Source organism: Microbacterium sp. M1A1_1b (assembly GCF_053345565.1).
Map to the genome: position 1 here is coordinate 903,742 of NZ_JBKFAJ010000001.1, position 20,661 is coordinate 924,402.

The following is a 20,661-nucleotide window of genomic DNA, read 5'->3' on the forward strand; positions in this document are numbered from 1 at the left end:
CTCACTTTTCACCCTCCAGATCGGCGACGATGTCGTCGATAGAACTGCGAAGCTTCGCTTGCCGGGCAACAATGCGAGCTATCTCGGCATTAAGTTCGACGATGTCGATAGTCTCCCGAGTGTCTTCGGCCTCGACGTACGACGACACAGCGATATTGTAGGCATTTGCAGCGATTTCCTCGTTCAGGACGAGCTTAGCAACGTGGTCAACGTCCACCCGTGTATCGAACGCACTGAGGATGTTTTGTTGGTTGCCCGGGGCAAGCTTGTTTTTATTGCCAACCCGCTTGAACTCGCTCGATGCGTTCAGGAAGAGTACAGAGTTGTTGGTCTTGGATTTCTTCAGCACGATGATGCAAGTTGCGATCGTAGTACCAAAGAAAAGGTCCGGCGGAAGCTGGATCACCGCATCGACGTAGTTGTTGTCGATGAGGTACTTGCGGATCTTGGCCTCGGCTCCTCCGCGGTAGAGTACGCCGGGGAACTCGACGATCGCGGCGGTGCCATTGACTGACAGCCACGACAAGATGTGCAAAGTGAACGCGAGGTCTGCCCTCGACTTCGGCGCGAGTACACCCGCCGGAGCGAATCGAGGGTCGTTGATGAGGAGGGCGTCGGCGTCGCCGGGCCACTTGATCGAGTACGGCGGATTGGAGACGATCGCTTCGAACGGCTCGTCGTCCCAGTGGGCGGGCTCGAGGAGCGTGTCTCCGTGCGCGATGCTGAACTGTTCGTAGTTCAGCTCGTGCAGGAACATGTTGATCCGGGCGAGGTTGTACGTCGTCAGGTTGACCTCCTGGCCGTAGAACCCGCCGACGTTCTCCTTACCCAACACCTTCGCGAACGTGAGCAGCAACGAACCAGAGCCCGCCGCCGGGTCGTAGACCTTGTTCACCCTCGTCTTGCCGGACACCGTGATCTTCGCGAGGAGCTCTGACACCTCCTGTGGCGTGTAGTACTCGCCGCCAGATTTACCTGCCTGCGATGCGTACATCTGCATCAGGTACTCGTACGCATCACCGAACAGGTCGATGGAGTGGTTCTCGAAGTCACCGAGCGGAAGATCACCGATGGCGTCGAGGAGCTTGACGAGCTTCTCGTTACGCCTCGCGACCGTGTTGCCGAGCTTGTTGCTGTTGACGTCCAGGTCGTCGAACAGCCCCTTGAGGTCGTCTTCGCTGTCCGTCCCCAGCGCCGAGCCCTCGATGTTCTTGAAGACGGTCGCAAGCGTCTCGTTGAGATCCGGATCCCGCGGTGCGCGCTTGCGGACGTTCTGGAAAAGCTCCGAGGGAAGGATGTAGAAACCCTTCTCGTACACCGTCTCGCGCCGGCCGTGCTCCGCAGCCTCGTCCGGCAGATCTGCGTAGGTGAAGTGCGATTCGCCTGCCTCGCGCTCACCCTTGTCGATGTAGGCAGCGAGGTTCTCGGAGATGAAGCGATAGAACAGCATGCCGAGCACGTAGGACTTGAAGTCCCACCCGTCGACGCTCCCTCGAAGATCATTCGCGATCCGCCAGATCGTCTTGTGCAGTTCGGCGCGCTGCGCCTCTTTGGTGGTCGGTGCCATCGTGAAATCTCCTGCGGCTGGCCGGTCGGTTCGAGGTGGCTGAAGCCGCTTCATCACCGTAGCGGGAGCACAGGACATACCGAGCGCGCGACGCGAGCCGCGAAGCGATCACTGTTCGTCGAGAGCTCCGCTCCGTTCACGTCGAGCGCCACGGACGTTCGCGTGACGTTCGGCCCCTCGACGATGCGCACGGACTCGGCGAGCCCGGAACCAGCCGCGTACACGAGCCATCCCTCCCCCAAGCCGAACCGCCGGCAGTAAGCCGCCATCTGGTATAGATCAGCGTTCGGGTACTGCCCGTGCTCCTCGACCTTGTACTTCACGTCGATACACGCTCGTACGATCCCGTCGACCACCCAGACCAGGTCCGGCACGATCTTCACCGTCCCAGCGACGTCGAGCGTCGATGCGTACTGCGACACGAGCACTCCCCCGTACGGCGTGAACGCCTCCCGTAGCGCAGCAGACACGAAGTCCTCGAACACCGACCACATGTCGACCAGGAACCCCGACGCCACGACCGACCCTGCACGCTGCTCGACTGACGACCCGGACAACACGAGAGACGCCAATGCCAGCGCCGACGAGTACCGCGCGTTCCGCCGATCCGCCCGCACGACCGGCACCGGGGCCCCGACCGGGATCGCCGACACCCCGTCGAGCACCCGCACGATCCGCCGCAACGCGCCGAGCACGTCCCCCGGCACGCCGGGCAGCCGCAACAACCGCGTCGCAGCCGTCAGCAACACCTGGTTCTCGGCGATGTCCTCCACGTAGTCGTCGAACGACACCTCGACCGGCAGCGGCTGTCCACCCCGCCGCGTCAGCTGGTCCCCGATCCGCCACCGCCCACGCACGAGCGGCAGCGCATCCTCGCGCGTGACGTACCCGCGGAGCGGCCCTCCGGCGAGCGCCCGCAAGGCCTGCCGCACGAACGCGTGCGCCAACGCCGGCACCAGCTCGTCGTCCTCCTCGAACCCGAAGTCGTCCTCGGTCCAGATCGCACTGCCGGCCCGTGCGTACCCGAGCATCGCGAACAGCCGCCGCACCGGGGTCTTCGGCTTGAGCCACACCGTGTGACCCGCGATCCGCACGACGCCGACCTTCCGGACACCGCTCACGCGGTACTCGTCCGCGCCGAACGTCGGCGCGACGGTCGCGATGTTCGCCGCCGCGAGCCCGACGGCCACCGCGCGCGGCAGCCGGTGCACCACCGGCTGGTCCGCCTCCCGCAGCTCAATCGTCGACGGAAGCACCTTCGGTCCCGTCCGCAACGGAGGACGTCGCTTGGCGACGCAGCGTTGCCAGGCCGTAGCGAGCCTCCAGGTCGACGCCTTCGCCGTAGTGGTGCTCCGCCAGCAGCGGCAGGATCTCGTACCGCCACACGTCCTGCAGACCCGTCACCCCCAGGTCGCGCATCAGGAACGACGGACCGACCTTGGCATCGTGGTCCTGGATCTGCGCGTTGAGTCGCGTCAGCAGGTCGGCGCGGTCGTCCTGGAGGCCCTTGGTCGCCGCCCAGCGCGACAGCACGTTCTGCACGGGCTCGCGTTCCGGGTGCAGCTCGATGAACGCGAACCGGCGCCGCATGGCGGCGTCCAGCATCGCGATCGAGCGGTCGGCGGTGTTCATCGTGCCGATGACGAAGATGTTGCTCGGCAGGGTGAACGGCTCGTCGCTGTAGAGCAGGGAGATCTCGCTGTCGCGGTACTCCAGCAGGAAGTACAGCTCGCCGAACACCTTCGCGATGTTGCCGCGGTTGATCTCGTCGATGACCAGGAAGTAGTTCGCCTCGGGATTGGCGGCGGCAGCGTCGGCGAGGCGGCGGAGCGGGCCCTTCCGCAGCGTGAAGGCGAGGTTGCCGCTGTCGTCGTTGGCGACGGGGCGGAATCCCTCGAAGAAGTCCTCGTACGAGTACGTCGGGTGGAACTGCACGATGGTGGTCTCGCCGTCGGTGCCGTCCGTCACATGTTTCGAGAGCGCCTGGGCCAGGAACGTCTTGCCGGTGCCGGGCGGGCCGTAGAGGATCACCTGTTTGCGGCGCTCGATCAGGTCGAGGGTCTGCTGCAGCCAGACGAGGGGCATGTGCAGGGTGTCGGCGAGCGTGCGCACGACCGATGGGAACGGCGTTCGGCTCGTCGGCTCCGACACTAGGACGGAGACAGGGTTGTCGAGCCCTTCCCGTTGTGGGTCAAGCTTCTGAACGATTTCCGGCTCTACTGGTTGCCACCTGCTGAGCAGGGGGTCCTCGTAGAACTTCGCGGGCCCCCGGGCCTTTCCTTGCAGAGCGATCGCGATCTGCTGGAACAGAGCGTCGGGGTCGTCGTCCGCCTGACCCTCGACCTCGCCGGCGAAGGCCTCGCGGATCGCATCACGCGCAGTGCCGGAGATGACCTCGCCGAACACACCGGGATGGACGAGGTAGAGCAACTCATTGCGCTGTGTGGGGAACGAGGCACCGGGAAGGCTGTCGACAAGGTCACGCCAGGCCCAAGGATCGTCGAGTGCATGCTCACGTGCCTCCGGGCTGAGGGCAATCCACCTCGCCGCACAGTGCACGACGATGGACAGCGCTCGGTAGAGCTGGACCGACATCGCAGTCCCCGGATTGAAGGACCACGCACGGAACGCATCATCGATCTCTACCGGGATCGTGACGGGGTGGTCCATGCGTTGCAGGAGGAACTCGACGCGCTGGCGCTTCTTCCTCTCGCCCGGATTTTGCAGAGGGAGCACCTGCCATCCGATGAGTTCCGCCATCAAGAGCTTCGCGTCGTCGGACGTGTCGTCGAACTGCCGTCCTAGCTTGTCCAGGAAATCAGCTCCGTCGACGTCCGGCTGTCCGAGAAAGCATCGTTCGAGATCGGCGACGACGTCAGCTCGCCAGACCCGGCGACCCGGCGCGAACACGGAGTCGAGCGCACGGAGACCTCGCTCGACGAACGCTTGGCTGGTCGTGCGAACGAGCTCGGCGCGATTGTCCGGCGGGAGGATCTCCGTCCGGAGACGCACCTCGCGGTCTTCCCGGAGCGCCCTCTGGAACGCACGCTGCCGGTCGTTCAGCCTTTCACGGAATTGTTCGAAGGGCGCGGCGGCGGCGCGACGCCCGTCGTCGGTGACGTGCCACTCGCCGCGGACCGGCTTGGTCAGGAACCCCGCGTGCACCAGACCAGCGGAACCCCAGAAGAAATCTGACTGCCCCTGAGGCTTCCCTTTCTGGTTCAGTTCCAGTTCTTCGCCTTCGAGTGGAACGCGCGTGCGTGCCGCGTTCCAGACGTCGAGCCGACTCGCTGCGCCTCCCTGTTCGTCGAGGTAGCGAAGGGCTGCCCGAAGGCGGTTCGTCCTGTTGTCGGATCGGCTCATGATCGTCGTGTCCTTCCAGTCGATCAGCGAGCTGCCGAGGAGGTCTGCGGTCCTGCTGCTGGCTCGAGGCCTTCCTCGCGCATGAAATCGAGCGCTCGCTCGACGAGCTGGATCTTCTTGCGGAGCTCGACGAGGACCGGCGACTTTGGATCGGAGAACTCGTCCAGTCGCTCATGCGCCCGCCGCACCTGCCGCTCGGTTTCGACGAGCAGTTGCCACACGGCGGGGTCCTGCTCGAGGTCGAGTTTCTGGCGCAAGATGACCGCTGCGAGCTGCCGCATCACGATCGACTCGACTGCTTCGGATGACGTGCCCGAGCTCGCGAGCCCGAAGGCGATCCCACCGCCGCCGGCTGTCACAAGACTCCCTGCAGTGATCAAGCCGCCGATCATCCCGCCAGGTCCGAATGCTGCAAGTGCACTGGTCAGAGCGGCCGCTCCGGCAAGACCCGCACCAGCGGCTAGTACCACACCGCCCGTCGCGACGACGAGGGCAACCGCTCCAGCCCCCATCGCGCCGATCTTGATCCAGTTCGGTCCTTTGTTTCCCGCGAGGACTTTCTCGGCCCGGTCGACCGCATCGAGCACGTGGCCACCCAGGGCGCTCCCGAGCCCGATCTCTGCCGTGATATCCCGCATCGCCTGACGCTTGATGGGTTCGCTGAAGCCGATGTCGAACGGGCGAAGGAAGTTGTCCGATGCGAGCACGATGAGCTGTACGAGCGCGTCCTCCTTGGTGAGGTACATCCCCGGCGCAGGTGGTGCCGCGCCCGCGCTCGGGTCAGCCAGGTCGAAGGCAAGCTGCGCGATGAGCTCAGGGCGTGGCCTCCCCTCGACGTCTCGACGCTGCAGCATCGCCTCCACCGCTTCCGCCTGGGTCGCCCGGAGAGCTCCGGTGAATCTGTCGTGCTGGTCGTCCTTGAGGTACGTCGCCACCAGGTGCGCGTACCGGAGTGCAAGCAGAACGACGCGCTCCTCGGGATCGAGCGGCACGTCGACTGCGTTGACCGTTCGCACCAGATCCGTTGAGAGCGAGCCGTACATTGCAAAACCGATCGCGTCGGCGACTCTCGGGTCGGACAGGTACTCGACCGCATCGTGAACGCGAGGACTCGGCGGTGTCGTGACACGGAGGTCGAGCAACCACGGCATGACGGAGGACAGCCCGCGGTGCGCCGCAACAGGATCGAACCCGTTCCAGAAATTGATCCACCAGCCGAGATTCATCGGCGGCTCCTGCATTGACTCGCGCACGTCGGTCGACCGCACGGACCCGCTCGCAAGTGGGCTCCCGATCGTGATCATCCCGACGACCCGCAACGAAGCGGGGAGCCGGCGAATGAGATCCGCGGCGACAACCGACCCGAGGCTGTGACCAACAATGAGCAATTCGCCCGACGCCGGAAGCGCTTCGAGGACGCGGCTGAGCACACGGGCCCGGGCCTGCTCGTTGTGCAGGTAGTTGTGGGCTTGTTTGAACGGGTGCGTCTCGAAGGCGATGTCGACGACCGTGCCAGCGCCCGGCCAGTACGGCAGATCCTCGTGCTGGCCGAGTCGGTACTCCATGGCACTCGTGCGCCGCTCGAACTCCCGCCGATTGGTCTTGGCATCGTCCTTACCTGGCTGCTTCACGGTGATCGGGGGAACACGGTACTTGCCGTCCCCGTTGCGAAGGGCGTAGGCGTACTTCGGCGCGATCCAGCGGTCGGACTCCAGAGCGGGGTAACCGAACCGGACGAGCGCCCCTGACAGCGCGACCTGCCATCCGTCTTCAAGATCGCCGGTTCCGACACCGTGCAGGAACAAGAGGACAGGACCAGCGCTCACGAGCGACCTTCCGGAAGAGTTGACAAAGCTTCGGCGTCGCTCAGGCTAGTGCGTCGGACTGCTCCTGTCGCCGAGCATCGACCATTGCGGATACGCTCTCGATACGTTGAATGCCACTGCTAATGTGGCGGCGTGGACTGGAGCACGTTCTTCGAGGGGCTGAGCTCTGTGGCGACGGCGTGCGCGTTGCTTGCGGCGTTGTACGCCGGTTATCAAGCACAGCGCCTCTTCCGCATTGAGTTGGGGCGGGACGAAAAAGTACGCGATGCAGAACGGAAGCGGCAGGCGACGCAGGTCAGCGCCTGGGCGGCCACGCGGATCCGAACTGCGGGGCGAGTCGTCTTTGGAGTCGTCATCCGTAACTCCTCCGACGACCCCGTCTATGACGTGCAGGTCGAATGCCACGGCTTCTCCTCACCCCGAGTCGCAAGCTTGCAGTGCGTACCTCCAGGAGAGTTCTTCGTGGCCAACACCGTGCAGGAAGACGCGGCGGCGGAGTGGGACTACCCGAAGCCGCTTTCGGAGATCAACGACCCGATGCGCCCGTTCACCATCTCGGATGCTCGGGGCGTGGACGCGATCACGTTCCGCGACAACACGGGCGCGGGCTGGCATCGGGCCGCTCGGGGTGAGCTGACGAAGACCTCCTGACCGTCGACGCCGGTTCCCCCACAACGGGTGCTCCCGACTAATTGTCCTGTCCAGGAGAATGATTCACGACCGGCGCCCGAGGGAGGCGCCCGGCCGAGGGGGACCACACACGATGACCATCGCCGGCGATTCAGCACGCCTCGAAGCCCGCCGCCAACGCGGCCGGGCAGACGAACTCCGACGCCAGGCCGACGAAGCCGAAGCCACCGCCAGCCGCTACGAGATCGCCCACCGCACCGAGAGCGAGACCGCCGAGATCCTCGCTCCCCTGGCCGGCATCGGGTACTACCTGCTCGCCGACCGCCGCTGGCCCGGCAGCAAGACCGCCCAGGTCGACACGGTCGTCATCGGACCCGCGGGTGTCTTCATCGTCGACACGAAGGCCTGGCGCGATGTCGCTGTCCACGAGGGACGGATCACCCGCGGCCAAGAGGACGTGACGGACGACGTCGCCAACCTGGCCGACCTGGCGTGGAAGACCGAGGCTGCTCTGGCGGAGATCGGCCTGCCCCCGGGCGAGGTCCACGCGGTCGTCGCCCTCGCGGGCCAGAGGAAGATGCACGCCGAGGTCGCGTCCGTCGATGTCGTCGGCGTCCACGACCTCATCGCGCACATCACCAAGCGCGGCCGGCGCCTGTCGTCCGTTCGCGTCGACGAGCTCCTGTCCGCAGTGCTCGCCCACTTCCCCGTCATCGACGACGAGCAGCTGGCACCGGTGCAGGTCGTCGTTCCCGCGACGGTCCTCCCCCGCGATCCCGACCCGCTCATCCCGACCGAGGAACTGCAGGACCTGCTCCTCGACGGCGTCCTCGATGCCCCCATCGAGGAGTGGATGGCCTTCCTCGACCCCGCCCAGGCAAAGCTCGTCCGCCGCAGCTTCAACGGCCCGGCGCGCATCCGTGGCGCCGCCGGCACCGGCAAGACCGTGGTCGGCCTGCACCGCGCCGCCTACCTGGCGCGCGCGACCGGCGGCCGCGTCCTCTTCACCACCTACATCCGCACCCTGCCGGCGGTCCTCGAGTCGCTGCTCGAACGCCTCGCACCCGACATGGTGGGTCGCGTCCACTTCGTGAACGTGGATGCATTCGCCAGTCAGCTCCTGAAGGAGCGCGGAGTCGCGTTCCGCGTCGACCCCCTGGAGGCGCAGCGAGCGTTCGCCGATGCGTGGAACGCGATCGGGGCCTCCAGTCCACTGCGCGCATCGCGCTTCACGCGCGACTACTGGATCGAGGAGATCGCCCACGTCGTCAAGGGGCGCGGGCTGACGCACTTCGACGAGTACGCGGACCTGGCGCGGGTTGGCCGGAGGCACGCACTGCCGGTGGAGGTGCGACAAGCGGTCTGGGACCTGTACCAGGCGTACTCGGCGAACCTGCGCGAGCGACGGATCTGCGACTTCCAGGACGTCGTCCTGCTCGCTCGCGACGCTGTCCGTCAGCAGCCGCTCGACCGCTACGACGCCGTCATCGTCGACGAGGCCCAGGACCTGTCGTGCGCGATGGTGTCGCTGTTGCACGCCCTGGTCGGCGACCGGTCGGACGGCCTGACCCTGATCGGCGACGGCCAGCAGACGATCTACCCGGGCGGGTACACGCTCGGCGAGGTCGGCATCAGCTTGGCCGGTCGCGGTGTGGTCCTCGACGTCAACCACCGCAACACGGCCGAGATCCTCGTTTTCGCCAAGCAGATGGTCGCGGACGACCAGTTCGTCGACATCGAAGGCGTCGACGGAGCCGGCGACGCGGTCTCAGCTGTCACGCGTTCCGGCCCGCAGCCTGGCGTCCACCAATTCGCGAACCGCTCCGAGCACGACGCTGCGCTCCTCGCCCGGGTCCACGAAGTCCTGCGCCTGGTCGGGACCGGCCGTGGTGACATCGGCATCCTCACCGCGACGAACCCGCAGGCCGACAAGGTGAAGGCCGTGCTCGACGCCGCCGGGGTGCCGTCCGTGTCACTGCAGCACTACGCCGGCAAGAGCTCCGACCGGGTCCGCGTGGGAACGATCAAGCGGGCGAAGGGCCTCGAGTTCAAGCAGGTCCTGCTGCCGCACGTCCCGGCGAAGCTCCTCCGTGATGCGCCGACCACAGAATCGGTTGCGGCCCGCGAGCGGCGCGAGCTCGACCGGCGCCAGCTGTACGTGGGGATGACCCGGGCGCGCGACGGGCTGTGGGTCGGGGCACTCGGCCGCGAACAGCCGCGGGACGCCTGACCACTTCTCCACAGAAGTCGGCAACGGACGCGGTCGTCGACGGCTGCTTCTGGCACCACTGCGACCAGCACATCCACCTACCGAAGGCAAACGCGGAACTCTGGCGCACGAAGCTCCTGGCGAACCGACAGCGCGATGCGCATCACGATGCGGTCCTGCGCAGCGAGGGCTGGAAGGTGCTGCGCGTCTGGGAGCACGAGGACCCGGACGCTGCTGCGGACCGCGTGGAGCAGGAACTCCAGCGGTGGGCGCGCATCGCGCGAACGCGCCACAGGCGGACTGGAGGCACAGCTCGACCCGGCCCCGATCCTCCATTCCGGTACTCCCCCATTTCGCAGCCCACAGCACCCGGATCGTGGTGACGACACGGGTCTGCTTCTCCTGATGATCGCGCGTGCTTCCTCGTTCACCGAGCCGACAGATCGAGGCTCCGATCAGCCCACATGACGAGCTCCGGATCATGCGTCGCGACGACGACCGCACTTCCGGATGCCCGCAGCACGTCGAGCCCCGACCGAACCCGCGCGGAACTCTCGTCGTCAAGCGACGCTGTCGGTTCGTCCGCGAGCACGATTCGCGGTCGTTGCAGGAGCACCCGCGCCACGGCGACCCGCTGCTGTTCCCCGCCGCTGAGTGTCCCTGCGCGCACACGCTGGCGGCCGTGCAGTCCCACCATGAGCAGCGACTGGTGCATCCGAGCGGGGACTTCTCGACGCTCGGCGGCAGTGAACGGCAGCACACGGAGGTTCTGCTCGATTGTCCACTCAGGAACGATCGCGTGGTCCTGCATGACGAAGCCGATGTCGTGGCGGCGGAGGCGTCGAAGCGCTCGAGGGTGCGCCTGGTCCAGGTCCATGCCGGCGACGTGGATCGTGCCCCGTGTGGCACGCTCGAGCCCGCCGAGGCATCGCAACAGCGTGCTCTTCCCCTGGCCGGACGGTCCGCGCAGGGCGAGTGCTTCACCCGGTCCCACCCGGACGTCGAGCCCGTCCCACAGCGTTCGTGTCCCGATGTCGTAGCCGAGCCCCTCAGCCGTGATGTGTGCTCGTCGCTGGGTCATGCTCTCCTTCTCCAGACGTGGTCAAGGGCGATCAGCACGCTGAGGACGAGTGCGGTGGCGCTCCCTGCAGCCAGAGCTGTACCGAAGATCTCGGCGGGATCTGAGGTCCCGAGTGCACGGGTCAGGAGTGCCGTGGATCCGCTCGTTGCAGCTGCTCCCAAGACGAACGAACGATGCAGTACTGCAGGATGTCGCCCGACGAGACGCAAGAGACGGTGTGCGCGCTGCCCGCGGCGGAGATGGCTCGTGACGAGACTTCCGGCGGCGAAGAGCGCCGCGACAAGGGCAGCAAGACTCGCACCAGCGAGGACGATCCGGTCGCTTCGGACCGCCGCGAGCCGCCGGTCGATCACGGCGCCGACGGCATTGACCTGGGTGACCACGTCGAACACGTGCTCGTCGTGCAGTGCCTGTTCCAGGCTGGCGCGGTCCGAGAACCGTACCTCTCCGTTGTGGGTTGCGGTGCCGACACGGTTCGGAGCGATGTCCTTGACGTCCGACACGACGACGACTGCGATCTCCGGCCACGTCGGTCCCTTCGGGGCTCCCCAATCCACCCACCGGTCAGCGGCCTCGACGATGGGAGCGGTGCTCTCGACGACCTCAGTGGACACCGACGGCGTCCTCGGCGGATCTGCGTCATCGAGCGCCCAGCCTTCCGCAATGCCGCTCCGGACCTCGTTCTCGATCTCATGCGCGCGCCCGTGCATGGCCTCGGGAACCAGCACCGTGACACCGTCGCGCCGCGCGACCGACTCCGGTAGGCCGGTGGTGCCGCTTCCCGCGACCAACAGCGCATCAGGAAAGGCATTCGTCATCGCCATCCGGGCACGCTTCCGCTCGATTGCTGCGGCGCCGATGCTCCCGAGTGCCAGGTCCTGGCGTTCTCCCGCGAACCCGACGCCCAGGACGACATCGTCACCATGCGCTGCTTCCGCAGCGAGCGAGGCCTCGAGTGCTCTCGCAGCGGTGCTCGCTGACGTGATAGTCGACACGTTCCCGACCAGCACGGCGACGAGCGCGATCCCCGATGCTGCCGTCAGCACCGGCCGCCAGCGGCGCACGTCCGGCCCGCCGAGCTGACGTCCGCTGATGACCGCGAAGCCGACATGGGATCCTGCCGTGGCTGCGAGAGCGATGGCACTGACGGTCGCGAACGAGGTCCAGCAAAGAACCCAGACGGCGTCTGACGCTCCGCGAACTGCGAGGAAACCGGCGAGTCCGGCGAACACGGCCGCGAATGCGGTGAGGAGGAGCACGGCGATGTCCATGAGCTCGCGTGCTGCGATGCGTCCGAGGGTCCAACCAGCGAGACGACGCACGCGCTGGCGGGGTGCGCGGTGATGCGACTCCGAGACCAGCGCGATGAGGAGCGCAATCGACACCGCGAAGCCGATTCCGGCCACACCGGGCTTCATCAACGCCTCGAGCAGTGTCGGGAGCGGCAACGGCTCGGCCCTCGAGAACGTGAACCCAGCCTCGCCGAGGTGACCGAGGAACCGTGACACGTCCGGACCGGACCCATCGATGGCGTACGTCCAGACGATGACAGCGTCACCGATGTCACGAACTGGACGGTCGGTGATCTCCCCCCAGAACGCCGGCCGGGCGATGTCGCCGTGCAGCACGTACGCGTCGAGTTCACCGGGCGCGCCGCTGCGGTCGGGAACGAGCAACGCGAGGTCGACGCCGTCGTCACTCGCCAGACGCTGGAGGAGCTCGATGTGCTCCGCTTTCGTGGGCCCGAACGGCAGATCGGTCAGGTTGATCGTGGTTCGTCCCGACGCATAGCCGAGGGCCTCGACGCTGCCCGCGAGGAAGACGACGAGGCCCGCGGAGAAGAGCGCGACCGCCACCACCGCGATGATGGTGGCGGTCGCGAAGGACCGGATCAGTAGATGTTCCAGAAGGCCTGGTTGCCACTGAATGCGGAGGGCCGACTCGCGGAGGCGATCTTCCCCTTCGCGACCTTGCCGGAGGACTTCGTGACTCCGGCGGACTTCACGGATGCACTGTGCACCAGCTTCGAGTTGTCGTAGACCGAGGTGACTCGTCCACTGCTGACTGCGTACGTCCAGATCCCCCCGCCGACCACCTGAGTGCCGTTGCGCGCCGTCTTCGGCGAATCGAGCGTGACACTCCCGCCCGTTGCGTCAGTGTCGCCGACAGTGGCGGCGGATGCGGCGCTGGCACCCATCGTCCCTGCGAGCGTCGTCAACGCGCAGAGCGCGATGGTCAAGATCGACTTCTTCATGTGGTGTTCCCCTCGTCGGTTCAGGTCGGAGTTCGACCGGAACTGACGCTACACAAACAATTCCGTCATCTGAAGTCTTGCATATTCACTGCCCCATCCTCCGATCGGAGGATGCAACCCCGCCCGCTCCCCCGACCCACCGAGCCGAAGACCAGGCCAGGCTGGCACCATGCCCGACACCCCAGCCATCGAGGTCCGCAACCTCGCGAAGCAGTACCCCACCGGCAAGCGCGCCGTGGACGACGTCTCCTTCACGATCGCGCAGGGCGAGACCTTCGCGCTGCTCGGCCCGAACGGCGCCGGCAAGTCCACCACCGTCGAGATCCTCGAGGGCTACCGATCCCGCACCGATGGCCACGTCAGCGTCCTCGGCCACGACCCGGCCCGTGCCAGCCGCAGCCACAACGCTCGCATCGGCATCGTGCTGCAGACCAGCGGCGAGTCCCCCAACGTCACGGTCGCGGAGCAGCTGAACCACTTCGGCAAGCTCTACCCGAACCCGCGCAGCACCGACGAGCTCATCGCCGCAACGGGCCTGACCGAGCAGCGGAACACCCGCATCGCCCGGCTCTCGGGTGGGCAGCGTCGCCGCGTCGACGTCGCACTCGGCATCATCGGCCGCCCAGAGGTCCTGTTCCTCGACGAGCCGACGACGGGCTTCGACCCCGAGGCCCGGCGCCAGTTCTGGGACCTGCTGAAACAGGTGCAGCGCGAGGGCACGACGATCCTGCTCACCACGCACTACCTCGACGAGGCCGCGCAGCTCGCCGACAGGGCCGCGGTGATAGCAGACGGCAAGCTGCTGGACATCGCCCCGATCGACGAGATCGGCGGCGCTCAGGCTCGCACGCCGCGCATCCGCTGGCGCGACGATGCCGGCGACGTGCACGAGGAACGCACCACCAACGCGGCGGAACGGATCCGCAGCAGCACCGAACCGATGCACGACCTCGAGGTCATCCGCCCGTCCCTCGAGTCCGTCTACCTCGAGATGGTGGGATCGAAATGACCACGACGGCCAGCGCACTGACGACCAAGAGCCGGACCAACACCGCCAGCATGGGTGCCGCCCGCATCAGCTACGAGATCCGCTCGTACTTCCGCGCTCCGGATTCGGTCTTCTTCACGTTCCTGTTCCCGATCATCATGTTGGCCCTGTTCTCGGTCGCGTTCAGCAGTGCTCCGGACATCCAGGCCGGGCGGAACGTCAGCGTCGACTACGCGACGTACTACCTACCGGGTCTGGTCGCGACGGGCATCCTCCTGTCGGGCACACAGTCGCTCGGTGTCGACATCGCCGGCGAGCGCAGCGACGGCACGCTCAAGCGTCTGGGCGGCACACCGCTCCCGGTGCTGAGCTACTTCGTCGGCAAGATCGGCATGGTCCTGGTGACCACCGTGATCCAGACCGCCCTGCTGCTGCTGATCGCGAGCCTGGTGTTCGGGGTCGACCTGCCCACCGACGGCACCCTGTGGGCACGGTTCGCGGGGATCATGGTCCTCGGCATCGCGACCAGTTGTGTGCTCGGCATCGCGATCTCGGCCCTGCCGCGCGAGGGCCGCCGGGCCACCGCCACGATCGTCCCGATCGTGCTGGTCCTGCAGTTCATCTCCGGCGTCTACCTCCCCTTCACCCAGCTGCTCGACTGGCTGCAGAACGCAGCGTCCGTCTTCCCCCTGCGCTGGATGGCGTCCGGCATGCGCTCCGTCTTCCTGCCCGACGCGTTCGCGGGCGCCGAGCCAGGAGGCGCGTGGCACCTGGGCATCGGAACGCTCGTGTTGGTCGGATGGCTGGTCGTGGGCACGGTGGCCTGCCTCCTCACGTTCCGCTGGAACCGCAAGGACTCCTGATGCGCCGGATCCGGCCTGTGGACAACTCCGATCGGGGCGTGTCCGGGTGGCAGGCTGTGGCCATGAGCACCGAGAGCTGGGTCCGCAACCGCTGGTTGCACGCCTTCTTCGGGGCGACCATGGCCCTGACCGCAGTGATCGCGGCGTTCGGCTGGTCGCCCTGGTCGTCGCGGTGGCCGGCGTACGCGATGATCGCGGTCCTGGTCCTCGCCTACGTCGCGTACGGGCATCGCGGCTACGCCGAACCGAAGGCCGCTGCGGTGTTCCTGCCGTTGGTCGTCGTGTCAGCCGCGGTGTTGCCGGCGATCGCACCGAGCACGGCGTTCGTGCAGTGCATCGTGTTCCCGCTGATCTGGGTCCAGACGGAACGCATCCGCACCGGCGTGCTGTTCTCGATCGCGGTCGGGGTTGCCAGCGGCATCGGCCTGCAGGTCTCCGGCGGTCCAGACGCCCTGGTCAGCACGCTCCTGATCGAGGGCATCAGCATCATCGGGGCCTGCGCGATGGGCATCTGGATCTCGAGCATCGCGGACCTGTCCGAGTCCCGCCGTGAACTCCTCGACGAGCTCCGCGCCACGCAGACCTCGTTGGCCCAGGCGAATCGCAACGCCGGCATCGCCAGCGAGCGCGAACGTCTGGCGCGTGAGATCCACGACACCGTCGCGCAGAACCTGGCCGGCATCGTCATGCTCACCGAACGCGCGCAGAGCGACCTGGCCAGCCACCGGATCGATGCACTCCAGGACCGCCTGGTCGTGCTCGAAGAGTCCGCACGTGCCGCGCTCGAAGAATCTCGCGCCCTCATCGCTGCCGGAGCCGCCGGCGTCACGCGCGACAGCCTCGGCGGAGCCCTCCACCGACTCGGCGAGCGTCACACCCGCGAGACCGGCACGACGGTCACCGTCGACGCTCCGGAGTGTGCGCTGGACCGCGATGCGCAGGTGGTGCTGTTGCGCGTCGCCCAGGAGGCCCTGGGCAACGTCCGCGCGCACGCTCGCGCGACCGCGGTGCAGGTCGCACTGCTGCACGAACCCGAGCAGACGACGCTGCGGATCACGGACGACGGGGTCGGGTTCGACACGGCCGTCAGCTCAGCGGGCCACGGGCTCCGCGGCCTGCGCGAGCGCCTCGCGCTGGCGGGCGGGTCGTGCCGGATCACCAGCGGCCCGGGTCGCGGCACCGTCGTGACGGCGACGCTGCCCACCGGGGCAGCACCGAGCCTCCCGTCCGCACCGGTCCTCCCGTCTGTCCCGGCGTCAGCCGAGCGGCCGGTGGCGGGGGTGGCCCGGTGATCCGCGTGGTGGTGGCCGACGACCACCCCATCGTCCGCGCCGGCATCGTCGCGCTGCTGCAGGACGCCGACGACATCCAGGTCGTCGGTCAGGCGCCGGACGGCGAGAACGCGGTTGTCGTGGTGCTGGCCGAGCGCCCGGACGTCGTGCTGATGGACCTGCGGATGCCGCGGCTCGACGGCGACGCAGCGACGGCGAAGATCCTCAGCGCCGATCCCGGCATCCGCGTGCTGATCCTGACCACGTACGAGTCCGACGACCAGATCCTCGCCGCCATCGAAGCCGGGGCCACCGGTTACCTGCTCAAGGCAGCGCCCGAGTCCGAGATCTTGGCGGGCGTCCGCGCCACCGCTCGGGGTGAGACGGCGCTCGCGCCCTCAGCTGCAGCGGCCCTGGTGCGTCGGGCCACGGGCTCGGTGCCGACCGCGCCATCGCTGACTCCGCGCGAGCTCGACGTCCTCCGGCTCGTGGCGCAGGGCAACAGCAACCCGGCGATCGGCCGCGCACTGTTCCTCAGCGAGACCACCGTGAAGACGCACCTCGGCCACGTGTTCGAGAAGCTCGGTGTGAACGACCGCACGCGCGCCGTGACGCGCGCGATGGAGCTCGACCTGCTCCGGTGATCACGCCGGCGGACGTAGCGGCGCGGCCGATCAGCGGCGCCCCGCACGGCATCACCAGGTCAGCACGAAGCGCCCTCGCGTTCCACCGGCCTCCAGCCGCTCGTGCGCCTCGGACGCCCGCGACGCCGGCAGCACCTCGGCCACCCGCGGCGTGATCGTCCCGCCCTCGACGGCGTGTCGCAGCCGCTCGAGCTTGTCAAACGACCGGTACTCGCCGAACACCATCACCTGCTCGAACCGCACGCCGTCGGCGCCGTTGCCCGGCCACCCGCGCACGTCGATGAACGAACCGCCGTCACGCACGGCGGGCACGACCACGTCGCGCTGCACGGCGGCGTCGGCCAGCGCGTCGACGCCCTCGGGCACGATCGCCCGCACGGCATCCGCGAACCCGTCCCCGCGCGGCACGACGTGGTCCGGCCCGAGCGAGCGCACGAGCGCCTCGTCCTTGGGCGCGGCGTCGGCGATGACCGTGATGCCCTCGGACTTGGCGAGCTGCACCAGGTAGTTGCCGAGCAGCCCGGCGGCACCGGTGACGGCCAGGATCCCGCCGCGCTGCACGCCCGCCAGCTCGAGGATGCGGATCGCGGTCAGTCCGTTCATCGGCACGGTCGAGGCCAACTCGATCGAGGTGTCCTTCGGCACGTGGGTGAACGAGCCCACCGGCGCGACGAGCTCCTGCACATAGGCACCGCCGTGGGTGCTGAGCGGCAGCGCCATGGCCATCACCGCGTCACCGACCTGCCAGCCGGACACGTCGGGTCCGACCTCGTCGATGACCCCGGCGGCGTCCATCCCGGGCACGTACGGCGGCGACGCCTGGGAACTGTCACGTTCACCGGCCCGGACACCCGTGTCGGTGGGGTTGACCGCGAACGCCTGCACGCGGATCCGGACCGACCCGGCTCCCGCGTGGGGCTCCGGGACCTCGTGGACGGCGAGGGCCTCGGGCCCTCCGAACTCTGTGACTCCGACGACCTGCATGCCTTCCGTTCTACCGGTCGACGCCCGACGGCTCCCAGCCGCGCGAGCACTCGACGGCGTCAGGCGTTCCCAGCCCCGCCCGCACCCGGCACGGGCATCGCCATCTCGATCGAGTCCCCCGGCGCGAACCCGATCGCCCGTCGTCGCCCGGTCGGCGTGAACCCGTGTCGGGCGTAGAAGCGGCGCGCCGGCAGACCCGCCGGCCCCTCGTCCACCCACAGCGTCAGCGTGTCCCCGCGCCCCGGCACCCACGCCAGGACCGCGGCGAACAACGCGTCGGCCACGCCGTGCACCCGGCCGCGGAACGACGGCGTCACCCACACGCCGGTCAGCATCGGCCCGTCCTGCTCCTGCGCGCTCATCATCCCGATCCACCGGCCGGTGTCGTCGTGCACCGCCGCCACGCTCATCGCGTCCGGCGCGGTTCCGCGGCGAGCGCGCATCCGCCAGTCGTCCTCGGTCATGCCCAGGGTGGTCGCGAGCGTCGCCCCGTACGACACCGGGTTGTCGGTCGCGTTCTCGATGCGGGTCTGGCGGACCAGGGGCCAGTCGTCCTCCACCGTCGAGCGGACCGTGAACCGGACACCGGACTGCGCCACGTCGTCGCCAAGCAACCCCATGCGGCCATCCTGCCCGACAGGGAGTACCGTCAACTCGTCAGCATGCTGAACACCCGAGAGGACCCCTCGTGAGCACCACCGCCGCACCCGACCGCCGCCGCTGGATCGGCCTGGTCGTCATCAGCCTGGCCGTCGCCCTGATCATCGTCGACTCCACGATCGTGAACGTCGCGATCCCCAGTATCGTCGCTGATCTGGACATCGGTTCGACCCTGGTGCAGTGGGTGCAGGAGAGCTACACGCTCGTGTTCGCCGCCCTGCTGCTGGTGTTCGGCGCGCTCGCGGACCGGTACGGCCGACGTCGACTGCTGGCCACGGGTGTGATCGTCTTCGCAGTCGCGTCCGTGCTCGCTGCCCTGTCCCCCACGGGTGACCTGCTGGTGGTCTCGCGGATCCTGCAGGGCATCGGCGGGGCCATGGTCCTGCCCACGACGCTTTCGATCCTCAACGCCACGTTCACCGGACGCGAGCGCGGCATCGCCTTCGCCGTCTGGGGCTCGACGATCGGCGGGATGGTCGCCGTCGGGCCCCTGCTCGGCGGCTGGCTGACGACCGACTTCTCGTGGCGCTGGGCTTTCGGCATCAACGTGCCGATCGTCGCGATCATCCTGGTCGGCCTGGTCTACGCCGTGCAGGAGTCCCGCGACGCCGCTCACGCAGAGCGCATCGACGTCGTCGGCGCGGTCCTGTCCGTCGTCGCCAGCGCCACCCTGGTGTTCGGTCTGATCGAGGGACGCACCTACGGCTGGTGGACCCCCTCGTCGACGCCACTCACCATCGGCAACTGGTCGTGGTCGACGGGCATCTCCCCGATCCCGATCGCGTTCCTGGTCGCCGTGCTGGCGGGCGTCGGGTTCGTCCGCTGGTCCCTGCGCCGGCAGCGGTCGGGTCGCTCGGCACTCATCGCCCTCGACCTGTTCCGGATCGGCTCCTTCCGCAACGGCTCCATCGCCGCGCTCATCGTGTCGCTCGGCGAGTTCGGCATCATCCTGAGCCTTCCGCTCTGGCTGCAGAACGTCCTCGGCTACACCGCACTGCAGACCGGGTTCGTCCTGCTGGCCCTGGCCATCGGCTCGTTCGTCGCCAGTGGGTTCGCTGCGACGGTCGGCCAGCGGATCGGTGCGCTGCCGATCGTCCGGATGGGCATCGGTGCCGAGATCATCGGGGTCGCGGCGATCGGCTTCGTGATCAGCGCCACGACCGCATGGTGGGCGATCGTCCCGTGCCTGTTCGTCTACGGCTTCGGTGTCGGGCTCGCGACCGCCCAGCTGACCGGTGTGGTGCTGCAGGACGTCCCCGTCGAGCGCAGCGGCGAGGCCTCGGGCGCCCAGAGCACCGCACGCCAGATCGGTTCGGCCCTCGGCATCGCCGTTCTCGGCACCGTGCTCTTCACCTCGACCGGCACGGTCCTCGAGAACCGCCTGCAGGACGCCGGCGCACCCGCGGCCGCGGCCTCGAAGGTCGCCGACGCGGTCGTGCAGTCCTCGGGCGGCGCGATCGGCTCGCTGACCGGCGACACCCGCGACAGCGCCGAGGTCGCGTTCTCGGACGGCACCCGCGCTGCCGCGTTCTCGGCCGCGGGCTTCCTGGTCATCGGGCTCGGCGCGACCCTGCGACTGCGGGCACCCCGCCGCGAGGACGAGTCCGCCGACGACGCTGCACAGCCCGCCACCACCAGCGCCGACTGACCCAGCGCAGCGCCCGCGGCACCGTAGGGTCGTCACGCACAGCCACGACCTGGGAGGACGACGTGATCTGGATCATCGGTGCCGTCCTGATGCTCATCGGCACTGTCGGGTACACCGGAGTCTGGCGCTCGTGGGCGAAAGACGGCCTGTCGTACTGGGTATTCGGTCTGTTCTGGTTCGGTCTCGGCATCGTCCCCGTGAGCGTCGTCCTCGCCACGGACGCACCGACCTGGGTGTTCTGGATCCCCGCAACGCTCACTGTCCTCGGGGCGGCAGCAACCTGGTACCTCCCACCGGCACTGACACCCCGGTGGTTCCGCGAGCAGCGCCGCAACTGGTGCTGACCGGGCCGCTCCGCGGCTCCTGCACGACAACGGTCAGGAGGCGCGGCAACCGCCCGCATCACACCGACCGCCATCTCGATATGCACTTTCTGCCGACCGGCGCAGGCCCGGTGCAACTGTCACGTCCGTCCGTTCCGTGCTCGCACCGGGATGGATGCAAGAAGAGTGGAAGACCCCCTGGAACGCAGAAAACCCCTGACCAGTGAAGGTCAGGGGTTTCCTGGTGTTGCACGTTGAGTCCGGCGGCGTCCTACTCTCCCACAAGGTCCCCCTTGCAGTACCATCGGCGCTGAGAGGCTTAGCTTCCGGGTTCGGAATGTGACCGGGCG

General features: G+C 67.9%; 17 protein-coding genes and 1 rRNA gene. 8 read left to right on the forward strand and 10 right to left on the reverse strand.

Going from position 1 to position 20,661, the window contains the following annotated elements; genetic code table 11:
* Nucleotide 1: 1 nt before the first annotated feature.
* Genes ACLBWP_RS04475 through ACLBWP_RS04490 form a run of 4 tightly spaced genes read right to left on the reverse strand, consistent with a single transcriptional unit; the run spans nt 2 to nt 6,756 of the window.
* Nucleotides 2-1,567, reverse strand: coding sequence for a type I restriction-modification system subunit M (locus tag ACLBWP_RS04475; protein ID WP_447654221.1), 1,566 nt, complete (start codon nt 1,565-1,567; stop codon nt 2-4).
* 53 nt (nt 1,568-1,620) lie between these two features.
* Nucleotides 1,621-2,778, reverse strand: coding sequence for an McrC family protein (locus ACLBWP_RS04480; RefSeq protein ID WP_447654222.1), 1,158 nt, complete (start codon nt 2,776-2,778; stop codon nt 1,621-1,623).
* A 25-nt stretch (nt 2,779-2,803) separates the two neighbouring features.
* A complete protein-coding gene (locus tag ACLBWP_RS04485) occupies nt 2,804-4,930 on the reverse strand; it encodes an AAA family ATPase (protein ID WP_447654223.1) in 2,127 nt (708 codons plus the stop codon).
* A gap of 23 nt (nt 4,931-4,953) precedes the next feature.
* Nucleotides 4,954-6,756: a hypothetical protein gene (locus ACLBWP_RS04490; protein ID WP_447654224.1), complete on the reverse strand. Its 1,803-nt coding sequence runs from the start codon at nt 6,754-6,756 to the stop codon at nt 4,954-4,956.
* A gap of 132 nt (nt 6,757-6,888) precedes the next feature.
* On the opposite strand from ACLBWP_RS04490, the gene ACLBWP_RS04495 reads away from it, so the two are divergent.
* The gene (locus tag ACLBWP_RS04495) at nt 6,889-7,407 is read left to right on the forward strand and encodes a hypothetical protein (protein WP_447654225.1); all 519 of its coding nucleotides are present in this window, start codon (nt 6,889-6,891) and stop codon (nt 7,405-7,407) included.
* Between the two features lie 112 nt (nt 7,408-7,519).
* A complete protein-coding gene (locus ACLBWP_RS04500; RefSeq protein ID WP_447654226.1) occupies nt 7,520-9,616 on the forward strand; it encodes a UvrD-helicase domain-containing protein in 2,097 nt (698 codons plus the stop codon).
* 406 nt (nt 9,617-10,022) lie between these two features.
* Here ACLBWP_RS04500 and ACLBWP_RS04505 read toward each other — a convergent pair whose 3' ends face one another.
* The 3 genes from ACLBWP_RS04505 to ACLBWP_RS04515 are packed head-to-tail and all read right to left on the reverse strand — an operon-like array spanning nt 10,023 to nt 12,930.
* Nucleotides 10,023-10,676: an ABC transporter ATP-binding protein gene (locus tag ACLBWP_RS04505; RefSeq protein WP_447654227.1), complete on the reverse strand. Its 654-nt coding sequence runs from the start codon at nt 10,674-10,676 to the stop codon at nt 10,023-10,025.
* Complete coding sequence (locus ACLBWP_RS04510) at nt 10,673-12,532, reverse strand: hypothetical protein (RefSeq protein ID WP_447654228.1); 1,860 nt, start codon at nt 12,530-12,532, stop codon at nt 10,673-10,675. Before ACLBWP_RS04510 ends, ACLBWP_RS04505 begins: the two co-directional genes overlap by 4 nt.
* Nucleotides 12,533-12,567: 35 nt before the next feature.
* A complete protein-coding gene (locus ACLBWP_RS04515; RefSeq protein ID WP_447654229.1) occupies nt 12,568-12,930 on the reverse strand; it encodes a lactococcin 972 family bacteriocin in 363 nt (120 codons plus the stop codon).
* A 169-nt stretch (nt 12,931-13,099) separates the two neighbouring features.
* Between ACLBWP_RS04515 and ACLBWP_RS04520 the strand changes: the two genes are divergently transcribed.
* The 4 genes from ACLBWP_RS04520 (at nt 13,100) to ACLBWP_RS04535 (ending at nt 16,696) form a co-directional block, all read left to right on the forward strand.
* Entirely contained in the window at nt 13,100-13,939 is an 840-nt protein-coding gene (locus ACLBWP_RS04520; protein WP_447654230.1) for an ABC transporter ATP-binding protein, read from the forward strand.
* A complete protein-coding gene (locus tag ACLBWP_RS04525; protein WP_447654231.1) occupies nt 13,936-14,781 on the forward strand; it encodes an ABC transporter permease in 846 nt (281 codons plus the stop codon). Before ACLBWP_RS04520 ends, ACLBWP_RS04525 begins: the two co-directional genes overlap by 4 nt.
* A gap of 62 nt (nt 14,782-14,843) precedes the next feature.
* Entirely contained in the window at nt 14,844-16,073 is a 1,230-nt protein-coding gene (locus ACLBWP_RS04530; protein WP_447654232.1) for a sensor histidine kinase, read from the forward strand.
* Entirely contained in the window at nt 16,070-16,696 is a 627-nt protein-coding gene (locus tag ACLBWP_RS04535) for a response regulator transcription factor (RefSeq protein ID WP_447654233.1), read from the forward strand. Before ACLBWP_RS04530 ends, ACLBWP_RS04535 begins: the two co-directional genes overlap by 4 nt.
* A 51-nt stretch (nt 16,697-16,747) precedes the next feature.
* Here ACLBWP_RS04535 and ACLBWP_RS04540 read toward each other — a convergent pair whose 3' ends face one another.
* Together ACLBWP_RS04540 and ACLBWP_RS04545 are read right to left on the reverse strand one after the other, a co-directional pair.
* A complete protein-coding gene (locus ACLBWP_RS04540; protein WP_447654234.1) occupies nt 16,748-17,680 on the reverse strand; it encodes an NADP-dependent oxidoreductase in 933 nt (310 codons plus the stop codon).
* A 59-nt stretch (nt 17,681-17,739) separates the two neighbouring features.
* A complete protein-coding gene (locus ACLBWP_RS04545) occupies nt 17,740-18,300 on the reverse strand; it encodes an N-acetyltransferase family protein (RefSeq protein WP_447654235.1) in 561 nt (186 codons plus the stop codon).
* Nucleotides 18,301-18,368: 68 nt separating this feature from the next.
* Here ACLBWP_RS04545 and ACLBWP_RS04550 point away from each other — a divergent pair, with 68 nt between their 5' ends.
* Nucleotides 18,369-19,988 carry a DHA2 family efflux MFS transporter permease subunit gene (locus ACLBWP_RS04550; RefSeq protein WP_447654236.1) on the forward strand — a complete coding sequence of 540 codons (1,620 nt, stop codon included), beginning with the start codon at nt 18,369-18,371 and terminating at the stop codon, nt 19,986-19,988.
* Nucleotides 19,989-20,050: 62 nt separating this feature from the next.
* Complete coding sequence (locus ACLBWP_RS04555; protein WP_447654237.1) at nt 20,051-20,332, forward strand: hypothetical protein; 282 nt, start codon at nt 20,051-20,053, stop codon at nt 20,330-20,332.
* 237 nt (nt 20,333-20,569) lie between these two features.
* Here ACLBWP_RS04555 and rrf read toward each other — a convergent pair.
* Nucleotides 20,570-20,661: ribosomal RNA gene (rrf, locus tag ACLBWP_RS04560) — 5S ribosomal RNA — on the reverse strand; the annotation flags it as partial.

Excerpts from the sequence above, each read along its gene's own strand:
- ACLBWP_RS04475 (WP_447654221.1), bottom strand. The coding sequence starts at position 1,567 with ATGGCACCGACCACCAAAGAGGCGCAGCGCGCCGAACTGCACAAGACG.
- ACLBWP_RS04485 (WP_447654223.1), bottom strand. The coding sequence starts at position 4,930 with ATGAGCCGATCCGACAACAGGACGAACCGCCTTCGGGCAGCCCTTCGC.
- ACLBWP_RS04500 (WP_447654226.1), top strand. The coding sequence starts at position 7,520 with ATGACCATCGCCGGCGATTCAGCACGCCTCGAAGCCCGCCGCCAACGC.
- ACLBWP_RS04505 (WP_447654227.1), bottom strand. The coding sequence starts at position 10,676 with ATGACCCAGCGACGAGCACACATCACGGCTGAGGGGCTCGGCTACGAC.
- ACLBWP_RS04515 (WP_447654229.1), bottom strand. The coding sequence starts at position 12,930 with ATGAAGAAGTCGATCTTGACCATCGCGCTCTGCGCGTTGACGACGCTC.
- ACLBWP_RS04520 (WP_447654230.1), top strand. The coding sequence starts at position 13,100 with ATGCCCGACACCCCAGCCATCGAGGTCCGCAACCTCGCGAAGCAGTAC.
- ACLBWP_RS04525 (WP_447654231.1), top strand. The coding sequence starts at position 13,936 with ATGACCACGACGGCCAGCGCACTGACGACCAAGAGCCGGACCAACACC.
- ACLBWP_RS04530 (WP_447654232.1), top strand. The coding sequence starts at position 14,844 with ATGAGCACCGAGAGCTGGGTCCGCAACCGCTGGTTGCACGCCTTCTTC.
- ACLBWP_RS04540 (WP_447654234.1), bottom strand. The coding sequence starts at position 17,680 with ATGCAGGTCGTCGGAGTCACAGAGTTCGGAGGGCCCGAGGCCCTCGCC.
- ACLBWP_RS04545 (WP_447654235.1), bottom strand. The coding sequence starts at position 18,300 with ATGGGGTTGCTTGGCGACGACGTGGCGCAGTCCGGTGTCCGGTTCACG.